The organism is Nonomuraea sp. NPDC049649 (assembly GCF_040675175.1).
Taxonomy (GTDB): Bacteria; Actinomycetota; Actinomycetes; order Streptosporangiales; family Streptosporangiaceae; genus Nonomuraea.
On sequence record NZ_JBFAOH010000012.1, the window covers coordinates 58,751 to 73,942 of the forward strand.

The 15,192-nt window shown below is 70.6% G+C and carries 15 protein-coding genes and 1 tRNA gene; 14 read left to right on the forward strand and 2 right to left on the reverse strand.

The window, feature by feature from the left end; genetic code table 11:
- Positions 1 to 60 precede the first annotated feature (60 nt).
- Positions 61 to 819, forward strand: a complete 759-nt coding sequence (locus AB0J42_RS17960; protein WP_364295447.1) for a trans-aconitate 2-methyltransferase — start codon at positions 61 to 63, stop codon at positions 817 to 819.
- Positions 816 to 1,163 carry a glyoxalase gene (locus AB0J42_RS17965; protein WP_364295450.1) on the forward strand — a complete coding sequence of 116 codons (348 nt, stop codon included), beginning with the start codon at positions 816 to 818 and terminating at the stop codon, positions 1,161 to 1,163. The genes AB0J42_RS17960 and AB0J42_RS17965 overlap by 4 nt, the downstream gene beginning before the upstream one ends.
- Here the strand turns inward: AB0J42_RS17965 and AB0J42_RS17970 are convergent.
- Both AB0J42_RS17970 and AB0J42_RS17975 read right to left on the reverse strand, forming a co-directional pair.
- Positions 1,160 to 2,095, reverse strand: coding sequence for a TetR/AcrR family transcriptional regulator (locus AB0J42_RS17970; protein ID WP_364295798.1), 936 nt, complete (start codon positions 2,093 to 2,095; stop codon positions 1,160 to 1,162). The genes AB0J42_RS17965 and AB0J42_RS17970 overlap by 4 nt on opposite strands.
- 43 nt (positions 2,096 to 2,138) lie before the next feature.
- Positions 2,139 to 3,077: an acyl-CoA desaturase gene (locus AB0J42_RS17975; RefSeq protein ID WP_364295452.1), complete on the reverse strand. Its 939-nt coding sequence runs from the start codon at positions 3,075 to 3,077 to the stop codon at positions 2,139 to 2,141.
- A 171-nt stretch (positions 3,078 to 3,248) separates the two neighbouring features.
- On the opposite strand from AB0J42_RS17975, the gene AB0J42_RS17980 reads away from it, so the two are divergent.
- The 12 genes from AB0J42_RS17980 (at position 3,249) to AB0J42_RS18035 (ending at position 15,190) form a co-directional block, all read left to right on the forward strand.
- Positions 3,249 to 3,320: transfer RNA gene (locus tag AB0J42_RS17980), tRNA-Gln, on the forward strand.
- 121 nt (positions 3,321 to 3,441) lie between these two features.
- Positions 3,442 to 4,893, forward strand: coding sequence for a bifunctional UDP-N-acetylglucosamine diphosphorylase/glucosamine-1-phosphate N-acetyltransferase GlmU (glmU, locus tag AB0J42_RS17985; protein ID WP_364295455.1), 1,452 nt, complete (start codon positions 3,442 to 3,444; stop codon positions 4,891 to 4,893).
- A complete protein-coding gene (locus AB0J42_RS17990) occupies positions 4,890 to 5,867 on the forward strand; it encodes a ribose-phosphate diphosphokinase (RefSeq protein ID WP_364295458.1) in 978 nt (325 codons plus the stop codon). The genes glmU and AB0J42_RS17990 overlap by 4 nt, the downstream gene beginning before the upstream one ends.
- 94 nt (positions 5,868 to 5,961) lie before the next feature.
- On the forward strand, positions 5,962 to 6,561 hold the full coding sequence (locus AB0J42_RS17995; protein ID WP_364295461.1) for a 50S ribosomal protein L25/general stress protein Ctc: 600 nt from the start codon (positions 5,962 to 5,964) through the stop codon (positions 6,559 to 6,561).
- A 61-nt stretch (positions 6,562 to 6,622) separates the two neighbouring features.
- Positions 6,623 to 7,207, forward strand: coding sequence for an aminoacyl-tRNA hydrolase (pth, locus tag AB0J42_RS18000; RefSeq protein WP_364295464.1), 585 nt, complete (start codon positions 6,623 to 6,625; stop codon positions 7,205 to 7,207).
- 92 nt (positions 7,208 to 7,299) lie between these two features.
- Complete coding sequence (locus AB0J42_RS18005; protein ID WP_364295467.1) at positions 7,300 to 8,766, forward strand: sugar transferase; 1,467 nt, start codon at positions 7,300 to 7,302, stop codon at positions 8,764 to 8,766.
- The gene (locus AB0J42_RS18010) at positions 8,766 to 9,530 is read left to right on the forward strand and encodes a 3'(2'),5'-bisphosphate nucleotidase CysQ (protein ID WP_364295470.1); all 765 of its coding nucleotides are present in this window, start codon (positions 8,766 to 8,768) and stop codon (positions 9,528 to 9,530) included. The genes AB0J42_RS18005 and AB0J42_RS18010 overlap by 1 nt, the downstream gene beginning before the upstream one ends.
- A gap of 19 nt (positions 9,531 to 9,549) precedes the next feature.
- The gene (cysD, locus tag AB0J42_RS18015) at positions 9,550 to 10,464 is read left to right on the forward strand and encodes a sulfate adenylyltransferase subunit CysD (RefSeq protein ID WP_364295473.1); all 915 of its coding nucleotides are present in this window, start codon (positions 9,550 to 9,552) and stop codon (positions 10,462 to 10,464) included.
- Positions 10,464 to 11,726: a sulfate adenylyltransferase subunit CysN gene (cysN, locus tag AB0J42_RS18020; RefSeq protein WP_364295476.1), complete on the forward strand. Its 1,263-nt coding sequence runs from the start codon at positions 10,464 to 10,466 to the stop codon at positions 11,724 to 11,726. Before cysD ends, cysN begins: the two co-directional genes overlap by 1 nt.
- A 286-nt stretch (positions 11,727 to 12,012) precedes the next feature.
- Positions 12,013 to 12,903: a sulfotransferase gene (locus AB0J42_RS18025; RefSeq protein WP_364295479.1), complete on the forward strand. Its 891-nt coding sequence runs from the start codon at positions 12,013 to 12,015 to the stop codon at positions 12,901 to 12,903.
- Positions 12,900 to 13,787, forward strand: coding sequence for a glycosyltransferase (locus AB0J42_RS18030; protein WP_364295482.1), 888 nt, complete (start codon positions 12,900 to 12,902; stop codon positions 13,785 to 13,787). The genes AB0J42_RS18025 and AB0J42_RS18030 overlap by 4 nt, the downstream gene beginning before the upstream one ends.
- A gap of 476 nt (positions 13,788 to 14,263) precedes the next feature.
- A complete protein-coding gene (locus AB0J42_RS18035) occupies positions 14,264 to 15,190 on the forward strand; it encodes a WecB/TagA/CpsF family glycosyltransferase (RefSeq protein WP_364295485.1) in 927 nt (308 codons plus the stop codon).
- Positions 15,191 to 15,192: the final 2 nt, after the last annotated feature.

Sequence of the window (15,192 nt, forward strand, 5' to 3'; positions counted from 1 at the left end):
TTCTACTGTCTTGACATCGAGATAAATAGCTCGATATCAATTATCTCTATGTCAAGAGACATGTGGGATCCGGACACGTACGCCCGCTACGGCGGCGAGCGGTCGCGGCCCTTCTTCGAGCTCCTGGCCAGAGTACGGTCCGAGAGCCCCGCGTACGTGGTGGACGCCGGATGCGGCAGCGGCGAGCTCACGATCGAGCTGGCCAGACGCTGGCCCGGGGCGGAGGTGCTGGGCTTCGACTCCTCGCCCAACATGATCGGCAAGGCCCGCCAGCTGGACGGCGACGTCACGTTCGTGGTGGCCGACGTGACCACGTGGCATCCTGACAGGCCGGTTGACGTGCTCGTCTCCAACGCCGTCCTGCAGTGGGTGCCCGATCACCGCGCCGTCGTCGAGCGGTGGGTGGAGGCGCTGAGCCCCGGGGGCTGGCTCGCCTTCCAGGTGCCCGGCAACTACGACGCCCCGAGCCACACCGTGATCCGCGAGCTGTGCGCGTCGCCCGCCTGGGCGGACCGGTTCGGCGACTACGACCGGGGCAGGCCGGTGGATGATCCGATCGGCTACCTGGAGCTGCTGGGCGGGCTCGGCTGCCGGGTGGACGCCTGGGAGACCACGTACGTGCACGTGCTCCAGGGGGAGGACCCGGTGCTCGGCTGGGTCTCCGGCACCGCGCTCCGGCCGTTGCTGAGCAGGCTGGACGAGCGCGAGCGCGAGCGGTTCACCGGCGAGCTGGCCGAACGGCTGGCGCGGGCCTACCCGGCCCGGCCGTACGGGACGCCGTTCCCGTTCCGGCGGATCTTCGTGGTGGTGCAGAAATGATCATCGGTCTGCATCACGTCCAGCTCGCCGCGCCGCCGGAGAGCGAGCCCGAGCTGCGGGCGTTCTACGCGGGCGTGCTCGGCCTGCGGGAGGTGCCCAAGCCGCCGGAGCTGGCCAAGCGGGGCGGCGTCTGGTTCCGCGGCCCCGGGGTGGAGATCCATCTCGGCGTCGAGGAGGGCTTCACCCCGCCGCGCAAGGCGCACGCCGCCTTCCTGGTGGACGACCTGGACGCGCTCGTGGCCCGGCTGCCGGGCGCGGTCCCCGACGACCTGCTGCCGGGGTTCCCGCGGGTGTACGTCAAGGACCCGGTCGGCAACCGGATCGAACTGCTCCAGGCGAGCTAGTCAGACGGGTCGACCTGGCTCAGCCGGGCGGCGCGCTCGACCAGCCGGGCCTCCCGCTGGCGCAGCCGCTCCTCGCGCTCGCGGGCCTTCTCGGCCTCTTTCAGGGCTTTCTCGCGCTCCTTCTCGGCCTCCTTGAGCTGGCGCTCGCGCTCCTTGAGCTCGCGGAGCCTGGCCTTCTCGGCCTCCTTCAGCTCGCGCTGGCGGGCCTTTTCGGCCTCCTTCAGGGCTTTCTCGCGCTCCTTCTCCAGCTCGCGCAGCTCCTTCTCTCTGATGCGCGACTTGGCCGTTGCCACCTGCTGGCGGGTGGTGAGCGAGAGCGCCGGCTGCGGGTTCAGCCCCGTCAGGCCGTTCCAGGCGAGGTTGACCAGGTGGGCGGCCACCTCCTCGCGGGCCGGCTTGCGGGCGTCCAGCCACCACTGGCCGGTCAGCGCCACCATGCCGACCAGCATCTGCGCGTACATCGGCGCCAGCTTCGGGTCGTAGCCGCGCTCGGCGAACTCGTCGGCCAGCACGTCCTCGACCTGGCTGGCTATCTCGCTGATGAGGCTCGCGAACGTGCCGGTGCCGGAGGCCGCGTGCGAGTCGCGTACCAGGATGCGGAAGCCCTCGCTGCTCTCCTCGATGTAGCGGAGCAGGGCCAGGGCTGCGCGTTCCAGCTTGACCAGGGCGTGGCTGGCGGCGAGCGCCTCGGTGATCATGCCCAGGAGCTTCTGCATCTCCCGGTCCACGACCACGGCGTAGACGCCTTCCTTGCCGCCGAAGTGTTCGTAGACCACCGGCTTGGACACCTGAGCCGTGGCGGCGATCTCCTCGATAGAGGTCCCGTCGAACCCCTTCTCGGCGAACAGCGTGCGGCTGATCAGGATCAGTTGCTCTCTGCGCTCTCTACCGGTCATACGCCTGCGCGATCGGGATTCGGTCACGGTTCCCATAATGGCGGTGGCGGGCAGGCTCCCGGCCACCGCCGCCTCACTATCAGGCAATCCGCTTCGCCGCCAGCCTCTCGGGCGACGGCCAGCGGACGTCATAGACCCAGCCCAGCTTCTCGAAGAGCCGGATGATGGCGGCGCTGATGTCGATCTGCCCCTTGAGCACGCCGTGCCGGGCGCAGGTCGGGTCGGAGTGGTGGAGGTTGTGCCAGGACTCGCCGAAGGACGGGATGGCCAGCCACCAGACGTTCCGCGACTTGTCGCGGACCTGGAACTCCTCCTCGCCGAAGACGTGGCAGATCGAGTTGATCGACCAGGTGACGTGGTGGAGCAGGCCGATGCGTACGAGCGAGCCCCAGAAGAACGCGGTCAGCGCGCCCTGCCAGGACCAGGTGACCAGGCCGCCGATGACGGCGGGCAGCGCGATGGAGGCGAGGGCCAGCGCGCCGAACCAGCGGTGCAGCTTCATCACGTCGGGGTCGCGGCACAGGTCGGGGGCGTACTTCTCGCGGTTGGTGCGCTGGGCGTCGAACAGCCAGCCCATATGGGCGTAGAGCAGGCCCTTGGCCATCGACTTGAAGCCGGGGCCGAAGCGCCACGGGGAGTGCGGGTCGCCCTCCTTGTCGGAGTACTTGTGGTGCTTGCGGTGGGTGGCCACCCAGTCGAGCACCGACATCTCCAGGGAGAGGCTGCCGGCGACGCCGAGAATGATCTTGAGCGGCCGCTTGGCCTTGAAGGAGCCGTGGGTGAAGTAGCGGTGCAGGCCGACGGTGACGCCGAGCCCGGAGACCACGTAGAAGACGGCGGCGATGATGATGTCGGTCCAGCCGAGACCCCATCCCCAGGCGAAGGGGACCGCGGCCGCGATCGCGACCAGGGGGAGTCCGACGACGAGTCCGAAGGTGACGAGCTCGGCTCTGGTGCGTGGTTCTGGCTCGAATTCCGGCTTCGGTCCTGGTGTCGTGCGCTCGGCGAGAACGGTCATGGGCTACCTCTCAGGAGTTTTCTGGGACTAATGCCCTCGGCTACGCCACCGTAACCTACGGCATCGTAAGTAAGTAACCCCTAAGAGGGTGAGGAGTAGGGGGCGGTAATCCGGGGGCGCACCCGGTCGCGGGGTCGGTATCGTAGGGAGGTGTCGGCGCCCCTGCGCCGGTCCCGGATCGTCTAATTGGCAGGACAAGTGGTTTTGGTCCACTTTGTAGGGGTTCGAGTCCTCTTCCGGGAGCTACACCGCCTCTCCCCCGATGGGGGCCGCGCACGGCGGGCAGGTATTCTCGCGGTGTCGGGAGGGTGGCGGTGCGGTAGCCGCGCCTTCTGATCAACCAATTCACAGGGAGCCTCGGTCCGTGAGTGTGCCGCGCCCGGCAGCTGTCATCGTCCTCGCCGCGGGCGAGGGCACCCGGATGAAGAGCAAGACCCCGAAAGTCCTGCACGAGCTGTGCGGCCGCGCGCTGGTCGACCACATGCTCGGCGCCGCCCGCGAGCTCGGCCCCGAGCGGCTGGTCGTGGTCATCGGCCACGACCGCGAACGCGTCGGCGCCCACCTGGCGGAGACCAGCCCCGACGCCGTCGCCGTCGTCCAGCACGAGCAGCGCGGCACCGGCCACGCCGTCCGCACCGTCCTGGAGGAGGTCGGCACGATCTCCGGCACGGTCCTGGTCACGTACGGGGACGTCCCGCTGCTGCGTACCGAGACCCTGGCCGCGCTGCTGGAGCGGCACGAGTCCGACGGCAACGCGGTCACCGTGCTCACCGCCGAGGTCCCCGACCCGACCGGCTACGGCCGGATCGTGCGCGACGAGAGCGGCGCCGTCCTCGAGATCGTCGAGGAGAAGGACGCGAACCCGGAGCAGCGCGCGATCAGGGAGATGAACTCCGGCATCTACGCCTTCGACGGCGAGCTGCTGGCCGACGCCGTCAAGCGGGTCTCCACCGACAACGCCCAGGGCGAGGAGTACCTCACCGACGTGCTGTCGATCCTGCGCCACGACGGCCACCGCGTCGGCGCCTGCACCGCCGCCGACTACACCGAGGTCGAGGGCGTCAACGACCGCGTCCAGCTCGCCTTCGCCCGCAAGGTGCTCAACCGGCGGCTGCTGGAGCGCCACATGCGCGCCGGCGTCACGATCGTCGACCCCGACACCACCTGGCTCGACGTGGAGGTCACGATCGAGCCCGACGCCGTCATCCACCCCGGCACCCAGCTCCACGGCCGCACCGTCGTCGAGAGCGGCGCCGAGGTCGGGCCCGCCACCACGCTCACCGACACCCGCGTCGGCGCCGGCGCCGTCGTGCGCAACGCGGTCGCCGACCACGCCGACATCGGCCCGCAGGCCAGCGTCGGCCCCTACTGCTACCTGCGCCCCGGCACGGTCCTGGGCCGCGGATCCAAGGCCGGCACCTTCGTCGAGATGAAGAACTCCAAGGTCGGCGAGGGCTCCAAGGTGCCTCACCTGACCTACGCCGGCGACGCCGACATCGGCGACGGCGCCAACATCGGCGCGGCCGTCGTCTTCGTCAACTACGACGGCGTCTCGAAGAACCGCACCACGGTCGGCGACGGCGCCTTCGTGGGATGCGACACCATGCTCATCGCCCCGGTGACGATCGGGGACGGCGCCTACACGGCGGCCGGTTCCGTCATCGACGGCGATGTGCCGCCCGGCGCGATCGGGGTGGCGAGAGCGCGACAGCGCAACATCGACAAGTGGGTCTTGCGCAAGCGCGCGGGCACGAGATCGGCCGCGGCCGCCGAGCGGGCCCTGGCCGAGCAGCAACAGCGGGAGAATGGCTCATGACCAGCATCAAAAAGCCGGGCGAGAAGAACCTCATGCTCTTCTCCGGGCGGGCGCACCCGGCGCTGGCCGAGGAGATCGCCGAACACGTCGGCGTCTCCCTCACCCCCACCAAATTGAGGGATTTCGCCAACGGTGAGATCTACGCCCGCTACCTCGAATCCGTACGGGGCTGCGACGCCTTCGTGATCCAGGCTCACACCGAGCCGATCAACCAGTGGATCATGGAGCAGCTCATCATGGTCGACGCGCTCAAGCGGGCCTCCGCCAAGCGCATCACCGTGGTCATGCCGTTCTTCGGCTACGCCAGGCAGGACAAGAAGGGCCGCGGCCGCGAGCCCATCACCGCCCGGCTGATGGCCGACCTGTTCAAGACCGCGGGCGCCGACCGGCTCATGTCGATCGACCTGCACACCTCCCAGATACAAGGCTTCTTCGACGGCCCGGTCGACCACCTGTTCGCCATGCCGGTGCTGGAGAGCCACCTGAAGAACCGGCTCGACCTGGCCAACACCACCGTCGTCTCGCCCGACACCGGCCGGGTGCGGCTGTCGGAGCGCTGGGCCGACACGCTCGGCACCCCGCTGGCCTTCATCCACAAGCGCCGCGACCTGGACGTGGCCAACTCGGTGAAGGTGAGCGAGGTCGTCGGAAAGGTCCGCGGGCGCACCTGCGTGCTGATCGACGACATGATCGACACCGCCGGCACGATCTGCAAGGCCGCCGACGCGCTCTACGAGCAGGGCGCCACCAACGTGATCGTCGCCGCGACCCACGCGGTCTTCTCCGAGCCCGCGGTCGACCGGCTGAAGAACTCGCGCATCTCCGAGGTCATCGTCACCAACACGCTGCCGCTGCCGCAGGAGAAGCAGTTCGACAAGCTGACCGTCCTGTCGATCGCGCCGCTCATCGCCCGCGCCATCACCGAGATCTTCACGGACGGCTCGGTGACGAGCCTGTTCGAGGGCGACACGTGAAGCTATAGACTGTCCAAGTTGCGCTCGTAACGCCTTCCGCTAGGGCGGGTGAGGGGGAGCGCAGTATCCGATCTCTACATCCCTAGGAGATGCCGTGTCCGAAGTACGTATCGTCGCCGAGCCGCGCACCGCGTTCGGCAAGGGTGCCGCTCGCAAGATCCGCCGCGACAAGAAGGTGCCCGCCGTCCTCTACGGGCACGGCATCGACCCCAAGCACCTCACCCTCCCCGGCCACGAGGTCCTCCTCGCGCTGCGCACCGCCAACGTGCTGATCCGCCTGGAGGGCGACGGCATCAACGAGCTGGCGCTGCCCAAGGGCGTCCAGCGCGACCCGATCAAGGGCTTCATCGAGCACGTCGACCTCCTCCTCGTCAAGCGCGGCGAGAAGGTCACGGTCGAGATCCCGGTCATCACGGTCGGCAACGTCAACCCCGAGGGCATGCTCGACCTCCAGCTGACCACGCTGGCCGTCGAGGCCGAGGCCACCCGCATCCCGACCTCGGTCGAGGTCGACGTCGAGGGCCTGCAGGTCGGCGCGTCCATCACCGCCGCCGACATCGCGCTCCCCGAGGGCACCTCCCTCAAGGAGGCCGACCCCGAGACGGTGATCGTCCAGGTGATCGCCAAGCCGACCGAGGCTCCGGCCGAGGAGGAGGAGGCCGAGGGCGAGGGCGCCGAGGCCGCCGCCGAGTGACATGAGGTGACGGGGCAGCCGGCAGCGCGCCGGCTGCCCCGTACCGCTTGAAAGGGAACATATGGACCGCTGGCTGATCGTCGGGCTCGGCAACCCCGGTCCCGGCTACGCGGGCAACCGGCACAACGCGGGCTTCATGGTGCTCGACGAGCTGGCCGCCCGGGCGGGCGGACGGTTCAAGGCCCACAAGAGCCGCGCCGACGTGCTGGAGACGCGGCCCGCCATCCTGGCCAAGCCGCTGACCTACATGAACCTGTCGGGCGGGCCGGTCAAGGCGCTCGCCGACTTCTACAAGATCGGGCCCGACCGGCTCATCGTCGTCCACGACGAGCTCGACGTGCCCTACGGGGCGCTCCGCGCCAAGCTGGGCGGCGGCGACAACGGCCACAACGGGCTCAAGTCCATCACCAAGAGCCTCGGCACCCGCGACTACCTGCGGGTCCGGTTCGGCATCGGGCGCCCGCCCGGCCGCATGGACCCGGCCGCCTACGTCCTCAAGGACTTCGCCACCGCCGAGCGCAAGGACTTGCCCTTCCTCGTCGACCGGGCGGCCGACGTGGTCGAGTCGCTGATGGAACGCGGTCTCGAAGCCACCCAGAACGACTTCCACCGGGCGGACCTGAAGATTTCCGGCCCTCCACGCTGATCCGCGCATAAAGACGTTCGCGGGCGTCTGTCGGTACCCACCGCTACGATCTGGTGACTGTCTGTCGTCAACCGGTCGTGTGGAGGGGTTGCGTGCTTGAGGGATCCCGCGGCGAAGGGCAGCTGACCGTCGTCGGAGCCGGCCCTCCGGCCTGGAGAGCCGGCCCCAGAGTGCCCACCTGGGTGCGGGCCTACCAGCTCCGCGCCCTGGTCTGCGACCTGCTCGCCGCCTGCCTGGCCGCGACCGCGGCGTTCTGCTTCCGGTTCGGTGACGTCACCGCCTACGCGCTGCCCTACCTGCTGGTCAGCGCCGTCCTGCCGGCCGTGTGGCTCTGCGCGGTCGCGCTGAACCGCGCGTACGAGCCGCGCATGATCGGCATCGGCTCCGAGGAGTTCCGCCGGATCGTGCAGTGCGGCGTCGGGCTCACCGCCGCCCTCGCCGTCGGCTCGTACCTGTCCAAGACCGACGTCGCCCGCGGCTACGTGGTGCTCGCGCTGCCGCTGGTCACCCTGCTGACGCTGGTCTTCAGGTACGCGCTCCGCCGCAGCCTGCACCGGCGCCGGGCCGAGGGCGCGTGCATGCGCCGGGTCGTCGCCGTTGGTCACGGGCCGTCGATCGACGAGCTGGTACGGCTCTTCCGCTGTGAGCGATATCACGGGCTGGACGTGGTGGCCGCCTGCCTGCCCGACGGCGCGTCCGACGGCGACGTGACCGAGGTGCCCGTGGCCGGCCACTTCAGCGACGTCCCGCTCGTCGTCGACCAGGTGGGCGCCGACACCGTCGCCGTGCTCGCCTGCCCCGAGATGGACGGCGTGGCGCTGCGCCGGCTGGCCTGGCGGCTGGAGGCGACCCACACCGAGCTGGTGGTCGCCCCCGCGCTGATGGAGGTGGCCGGGCCGCGCACCACCATCAGGGCCGCCGCCGGGCTGCCGCTGCTGCACGTCGAGCACCCCGAGCTGGCCGGCGCCCGGCAGCTCGTCAAGAACGTCTTCGACCGCCTGGTGGCCGCCGTGCTGCTGGTGCTGCTCTCCCCGCTGCTGATCGGGCTGGCGGTCGCGGTCCGCGCGACCAGCCCCGGCGGCGCGCTGTTCCGTCAGACGCGGGTGGGGCGCGACGGCCGGCTCTTCACCATCCTCAAGTTCCGCACCATGCGGCGCGGCTCCGAACGGCAGAAGCTCACGCTGGTCAGCGACGGCGACGGCCCGCTGTTCAAGGTCCGCCACGACCCGCGGGTGACACCGTTCGGCTCCTACCTGCGCCGCTACTCGCTCGACGAGCTGCCCCAGCTCATCAACGTGCTGCTCGGCCACATGTCGCTGGTCGGGCCACGCCCGCCCCTGCCCGAGGAGGTGGCGCGCTACGGTGATGACGTGCGCAGGCGGCTGCTCGTCCGGCCGGGGATGACCGGGCTCTGGCAAGTCAACGGCCGTTCCGACCTGAGCTGGGAGGAATCGGTCCGGCTTGATCTTCGTTACGTGGAGAACTGGTCCCTCATGCTGGACCTCCAGATCCTGTGGAAGACTTGGGCGGCCGTCGCACGCGGGCAAGGAGCATATTGATGACGAAGAGCGACGATCACACCGTCGCAGCGGACCTGGCGACCGAGGCGGGATCCCTCCTGCTGAAGATCCGCGAGAGCGAGGGGTTCGGAGACCCCGGCGCGCTCCGGTCGAAGGGCGACCGCGCCTCCCACGAATTCCTGATGGAGGCGCTGGCCCGGCTCAGGCCGGACGACAGCGTGCTCTCCGAGGAGGCCACCCGCGAGGAACGGCTCGACCCGCGCAGGCTCCGCGCCGACCGGGTGTGGATCGTCGACCCGCTCGACGGCACCCGCGAGTTCTCCGAGGAGGGCCGCTCCGACTGGGCCGTGCACGTCGCGCTCTGGGAACGGGGCGCGCTGGCCGCCGGCGCGGTGGCCCTGCCCGCCCAGGGGCGGACGCTGACCACCGCCGACCCGCCCAAGCTGCCCGCCACCCCCGACGGCCGCTTCCGCATCGCGGTGAGCCGCACCAGGCCACCCGAGTTCGTCCGGCAGCTCGCCGAGCGCCTCGGCGCCGACCTGGTGCCGATCGGCTCCGCGGGCGCGAAGATCTCCGCCGTGCTCACCGGAGAGGTCGAGGCCTACGTGCACGCGGGCGGCCAGTACGAGTGGGACTCGGCGGCGCCGGTGGCCGTGGCGCTCGCCGCGGGGGCGCACGCCAGCCGCATCGACGGCTCACCCCCGACCTACAACCAGGCCGACCCCTCACTACCCGATATTCTTGTCTCCCTACCGGGCTTGGCGAGTTCTCTGCTCGCCGGGATCCGCGACCTGCACCGCTGAATCGCCGGAGGACACCCTCATGCTCCAGCGCGACTACACGACGTCGCAGCTCGACGTACTCGAAGCCGAGGCCATGCACATCATGCGCGAGGTGGCGGCCGAATTCGAGCGACCCTGTCTGCTCTTCTCCGGCGGTAAGGACTCGATCGTCATGCTTCGCATCGCGGAGAAGGCGTTCTGGCCCGCCCCCATCCCCTTCCCTCTGATGCACGTCGACACCGGCCACAACTTCGAGGAAGTGATCGAGTTCCGCGACCGGAGAGTCGCCGAGCTCGGTGTCCGCCTCGTCGTGGCCAGCGTGCAGGAGGCCATCGACGCGGGCAAGGTCACCGAGGACACCGGCAGGCGGGCCTCCCGCAACCGGCTCCAGACCGTGCCGCTGCTCGACGCGATCGAGGAGCACGAGTTCGACGCCGTCTTCGGCGGCGCCCGGCGCGACGAGGAGAAGGCCAGGGCCAAGGAGCGGGTCTTCTCCTTCCGCGACGACTTCGGCCAGTGGGACCCGAAGAACCAGCGCCCCGAGCTGTGGAACCTCTACAACGCGCGGATCCGCAAGGGCGAGCACATCCGGGTCTTCCCGCTGTCCAACTGGACCGAGCTCGACGTGTGGGACTACATCCGGCGTGAGGGCATCGAGATCCCGTCGATCTACTTCGCCCACACGCGCAAGGTCTTCGAACGCGACGGCATGCTCCTGCCCGACACCGACGTGGTCCAGCGCGGCGAGGACGAGCCGCTGTTCGAGGCGGTGGTGCGCTACCGCACCGTGGGCGACATGACCTGCACCGGCGCCGTCCAGTCCACGGCCAGCACGGTCGAGGAGATCATCGAGGAGATCGCGGCCACCAGGATCACCGAGCGCGGCGCCACCAGAGCCGACGACCGCGCCTCGGAGGCCGCGATGGAGGACCGCAAGCGGGAGGGCTACTTCTGATGGACATTCTTCGCTTCGCCACCGCGGGGAGCGTCGACGACGGGAAGTCCACCCTGATCGGGCGGCTCCTGTACGACTCCAAAGCGATCTTCGAGGATCAGCTGGAGGCCGTCGAACGCACCTCACGCGACCGCGGCACCGAATACACCGACCTGTCGCTGCTGACCGACGGCCTGCGCGCCGAGCGCGAGCAGGGCATCACGATCGACGTGGCCTACCGCTACTTCGCGACGCCGCGCCGCAAGTTCATCATCGCCGACACCCCCGGCCACATCCAGTACACCCGCAACATGGTGACCGGCGCCTCCACCGCCGACCTGGCGATCATCCTCATCGACGCCCGGAAGGGCGTGCTGGAGCAGTCGCGCCGCCACGCCTTCCTCTCCTCGCTGCTGCGGGTGCCGCACCTCGTCCTCGCGGTCAACAAGATGGACCTGGTCGACTTCTCCGAGGAGCGCTTCGAGGAGATCCGCGACGAGTTCACCGCCTTCGCGTCGAAGCTGAACGTGGGCGACCTGACGTTCATCCCCATCTCGGCGCTCCACGGCGACAACGTGGTCTCTCGCTCCGAGAACATGCCGTGGTACCAGGGCACCTCCCTGCTCCACCACCTGGAGAACGTCCACATCGCCTCCGACCGCAACCTGGTCGACGTGCGCTTCCCCGTGCAGTACGTGATACGCCCGCAGAAGGCCACCGACCACGCCTTCCACGACTACCGCGGCTACGCCGGCCAGGTGGCGGGCGGCGTGCTCAAGCCCGGCGACGAGGTCGTCCACCTGCCGTCCGGGCTCACCACCCGGATCGCCTCCATCGACACCTTCGACGGGCCGGTCGAGGAGGCGTTCCCGCCCATGTCGGTGACGCTCCGCTTCGAGGACGACCTCGACATATCCCGCGGCGACATGATCGCCCGGCCCAACAACCAGCCGGCCGTCGCCCAGGACATCGAGGCGATGATCTGCTGGATGGCCGACGGGGCGAAGCTGGGGCCGCGCTCCAAGTTCGCCATCAAGCACACCACCCGCACGGCCCGCGCGCTCGTCCGCGACCTGCAGTACCGGCTGGACATCAACACGCTCCACCGCGACGAGGAGGCCACCTCGCTCGGTCTCAACGAGATCGGCCGCGTCTCGCTGCGGGTCACCCAGCCGCTCTTCGTCGACGACTACGCCCGTAACCGGCTCACCGGCGGGTTCATCCTGATCGACGAGTCCACCAACAACACGGTCGCCGCAGGCATGGTGATCGACGCCCGCTGACGTCCGTCCGAGGGCCGGTGGGACGGCTCGGTCGGCGGCGGGGTCGCCGCGGGGCTGGTGATCGACGCCCGCTGACGTCCGTCCGAGGGCCGGTGGGACGGCTCGGTCGGCGGCGGGGTCGCCGCGGGGCTGGTGATCGGCGCTCGTTGACGTACTCATAGAAAGCCCGGGTCCTTCATCCGAAGGGGCCGGGCTTTTTAGGTAGATCCTTTCCGCGTTCGGGGTCGTACGATTACTCTCCGCGCTAGAGTCTCCACGTTCCGTGTCCGCGAGGTGGAGCCCGTCCGTGACCCCACGTGTGATCTTCCTGGGCGGCCTCGGCCGCAGCGGTTCGACACTGCTCGAACGCCTGATCGGTGAGCTGCCCGGGGTGGCGCCGCTCGGCGAGGTGGTGCACCTGTGGGAGCGGGGTGTGCTCGCCGGTGAGCCGTGCGGGTGCGGGCGCGCCTTCCCGTCCTGTCCCTTCTGGCAGGAGGTGGGGGAGCGGGCCTTCGGCGGCTGGACCCCGGTGCTGGCCGGGCGCGTGATGGCGCTGCGCCGCCGGGTCGACCGCACCCGCCGCCTGGGCCGCGGCCACGCTGACCTTCCCGAGTACGTCCACGCCTACCGCCTGCTGTACGAGGCCGCCGCCGGCGTCTCCGGGGCCGAGGTGGTGGTCGATTCGAGCAAGCACGCCTCGCTCGCGTACTGCCTCTTCCGAGGCGGGCTCGACCCGCACATCGTCCAGGTCGTGCGCGAGCCGCGCGCCGTAGCCCACTCCTGGGGCAAGACGGTCGAACGCCCCGAAGACGGCAGGCCGATGACCCGCTGGGGGCCCGTACGCACCGCCGTCCACTGGTCGGCCCAGAACCTCGCCCTGGAACTGCTCGCCCGCCGGGGCGCCCGCGTCACCCGCGTCCGCTACGAGGATCTGGTGGCGGCGCCCTGCGACACGCTCGCGCGGCTTGTGGGCGAGCTGGGGCTGCCCGCGTCCCGGCTGCCGTTCCTGCACGGCACCACCGCCCACCTGACCACCGCCCACACCGTCTCGGGCAACCCGATGCGGTTCAGCGCGGGGCCGGTGGAGCTGTCTCAGGACGACGCCTGGCGGTGCGGGCTGCCCCGCCGTCAGCAGAGCCTGGTCGCCGCCCTCACCTGGCCGCTCAGGGCCCGGTACGGATACGGGAGCGTCACATGAGCACGCCTTCGGTCGGGGTGGTGATCCCCACCCGGGGGGACCGGGGTGACTGGCTGAGAGAGGCCGTGCGGGGGGCGCTCGCGCAGGAGTACGCGGGGGAGCTCGACGTCGTCGTGGTCGCCGACGGGGCCGATGTGCGCGTGGTGGCCCGTCAGGTGGCGGCGCTGCCGGTGCGCGTCCTGCCCAACCGGTTCAGCCCGGGGCTGCCGGGGGCGCGCAACACCGGCATCGCCGCCTGCGACACCGACCTCATCGCCTTCTGCGACGACGACGACGTGTGGCTGCCGGGCAAGCTCGCCGCCCAGGTCGCGGCCATGGAGGGCGGGGCGTGGTTCGCGAGCTGCGGGATCGAGGTCGAGTACGGCGGACAGGTCGTCCCCCGCCTGGCCGGGAGCGCCACGGTCACGGCGGCCGACCTGATGCGGTCGCGGATGGTGATGGTCCACTCCTCGACGTTCCTCTTCCGGCGCGGCACCATCCAGGTCGACGAGGGCGCGCCCCGCGGCCAGAACGAAGACTGGGACCTCGCCCTGCGCGCCGCCAAACGCCGGCCCCTCGCCTGCGCCGACCGGCCCCTCGTCCGCGTCCGCTGGGGCGGCTCCCACTACGTCTCCCGCTGGTCCGACCGGATCGCCGGGCTGGAATGGATGCTGAGCCGCCACCCCGAGCTCGCCTGCGACCCCAAGGGCGCCGCCCGCGTGTACGGCCAGCTCGCCTTCGCCCACGCCGCCCTGCGCCGCCGCCGCACCGCCGTCCGCTGGGCGGCCCGCACCTTCTCCACCCGCCTCGCCGAACCTCGCGCCGCCCTGGCCCTCGCGGTCGCACTCGGCCTCCCCGCCCCTACCGTGCTCTCCCTCCTCCACCACCGAGGACGTGGCATTTGAACCCCGGCACCCCCGCATCCGCCCGTGACGAGGCACCACTTCACCCCTTTCACGACACAGAAGGGGAGTCGGTGCCGCCTGCCCGATCGTCCACCCAGACCGACCCGGCTCCTGGGGTGTTCCCGCAGATCCGCCCGTCGGCGACCACCCAGACCGACCTGGCTCCTGAGGTGTCCACGCAGACCTGTCCGTCGGCATGCGCGCAGATCCGCCCGGCGCCTGCGGTGCCAGGGCAAGCTCGGTCATCCGCGCCACCCGTAGCAGGCCACACGGCCGCGCTGCCCGGGCGGGGTCGGCTCGCTGTACCGCCCGCGGATCGGGCGGCTGAGGTGCATGAGCAGGCCCGTTTGGTTCCTGAGGTGTCCGCACAAACCCGCTCGGCTTCTGCGGCGCCCAGGCAGGTTCCTCCGGCTTCTGTGGTGCCTCGGCAGGCCCCTCCGGCTTCTGCGGTGTCTGGGCAGGCGCGGCCTTCCGTGATGTCCGCGGCGGGGCGCTCGGCTGTGTTGCCTGCGTCGGGGTTGGCCGAGGGGAGCGGCGTTCGTTGGGCTGGAGCGGAGGTGGCAGGTCGCTCGGTGCCGACGGCGGGGTGGGTGTCGTCTGAGGCGGAGCAGGGGCGTCGGGCGGGGAGGCCGAGCGCGACCGCGAGGGCCAGAGCGGCCCGGGTGGTTGTGGGTGGGGTGGGGGTGGATCCGCTCAGTGAGGAGGAGGTGGTTGGTTGGGTGGCGCGGGAGTTGGCTGCTGGGCGGGGTGGGCGGATTGTGACGCCCAATGTGGATATCTGCCGGGCTGTGCGGCGGGATCCGGGGTTGGCGGAGTTGGTGGCCGGCGCCGAGTTGGTGGTTGCTGATGGGATGCCGTTGGTGTGGGGGGCTCGGCTGAAGGGGACGCCGTTGCCGGGGCGGGTGACGGGGGCCGATCTGATCTGGTCGCTCAGTGGGATGGCGGCGCGGGTGGGGTGGCCTGTTTATCTGCTGGGTGGGGCGCCTGGGGTGGCGGAGGCTGCTGCCCGGGAGCTGGGGTCGCGGTGGGCTGGGCTGGACGTGTGCGGGGTGGACGCGCCGCCGTATGGGTTCGATCGGACGGCGGCGGGGCGGGAGCGGGTGCGGCGGAAGGTCGTGGCTGCGGGGCCTGCGCTGGTGTTCGTGGGGCTGGGGTTTCCCAAGCAGGATCTGCTCATCGCGGAGTTGCGGCGGGAGTTGCCGGAAGCGTGGTTTCTGGGGTGTGGGGCGGCGATCGGGTTCGCGGCGGGGGCGGTGCGGCGGGCGCCGGAGTGGATGCGGCGTGGTGGGCTGGAGTGGGCGCATCGGCTCATGACCGAGCCGAGGAGGCTGGCCAGGCGGTACCTGGTCGATGATCTGCCGTTCGCGGCGCGGCTGCTGGCCGAGAGTGTGGTGCGCCGGTAGCG

Bases quoted from the DNA above. Each gene is read 5' to 3' on its own strand.
- AB0J42_RS17960 (WP_364295447.1), top strand. From the start codon at position 61: ATGTGGGATCCGGACACGTACGCCCGCTACGGCGGCGAGCGGTCGCGG.
- AB0J42_RS17965 (WP_364295450.1), top strand. From the start codon at position 816: ATGATCATCGGTCTGCATCACGTCCAGCTCGCCGCGCCGCCGGAGAGC.
- AB0J42_RS17970 (WP_364295798.1), bottom strand. From the start codon at position 2,095: ATGGGAACCGTGACCGAATCCCGATCGCGCAGGCGTATGACCGGTAGA.
- AB0J42_RS17975 (WP_364295452.1), bottom strand. From the start codon at position 3,077: ATGACCGTTCTCGCCGAGCGCACGACACCAGGACCGAAGCCGGAATTC.
- AB0J42_RS17990 (WP_364295458.1), top strand. From the start codon at position 4,890: ATGACCAGCATCAAAAAGCCGGGCGAGAAGAACCTCATGCTCTTCTCC.
- pth (WP_364295464.1), top strand. From the start codon at position 6,623: ATGGACCGCTGGCTGATCGTCGGGCTCGGCAACCCCGGTCCCGGCTAC.
- AB0J42_RS18010 (WP_364295470.1), top strand. From the start codon at position 8,766: ATGACGAAGAGCGACGATCACACCGTCGCAGCGGACCTGGCGACCGAG.
- cysD (WP_364295473.1), top strand. From the start codon at position 9,550: ATGCTCCAGCGCGACTACACGACGTCGCAGCTCGACGTACTCGAAGCC.
- cysN (WP_364295476.1), top strand. From the start codon at position 10,464: ATGGACATTCTTCGCTTCGCCACCGCGGGGAGCGTCGACGACGGGAAG.
- AB0J42_RS18030 (WP_364295482.1), top strand. From the start codon at position 12,900: ATGAGCACGCCTTCGGTCGGGGTGGTGATCCCCACCCGGGGGGACCGG.
- AB0J42_RS18035 (WP_364295485.1), top strand. From the start codon at position 14,264: ATGTCCGCGGCGGGGCGCTCGGCTGTGTTGCCTGCGTCGGGGTTGGCC.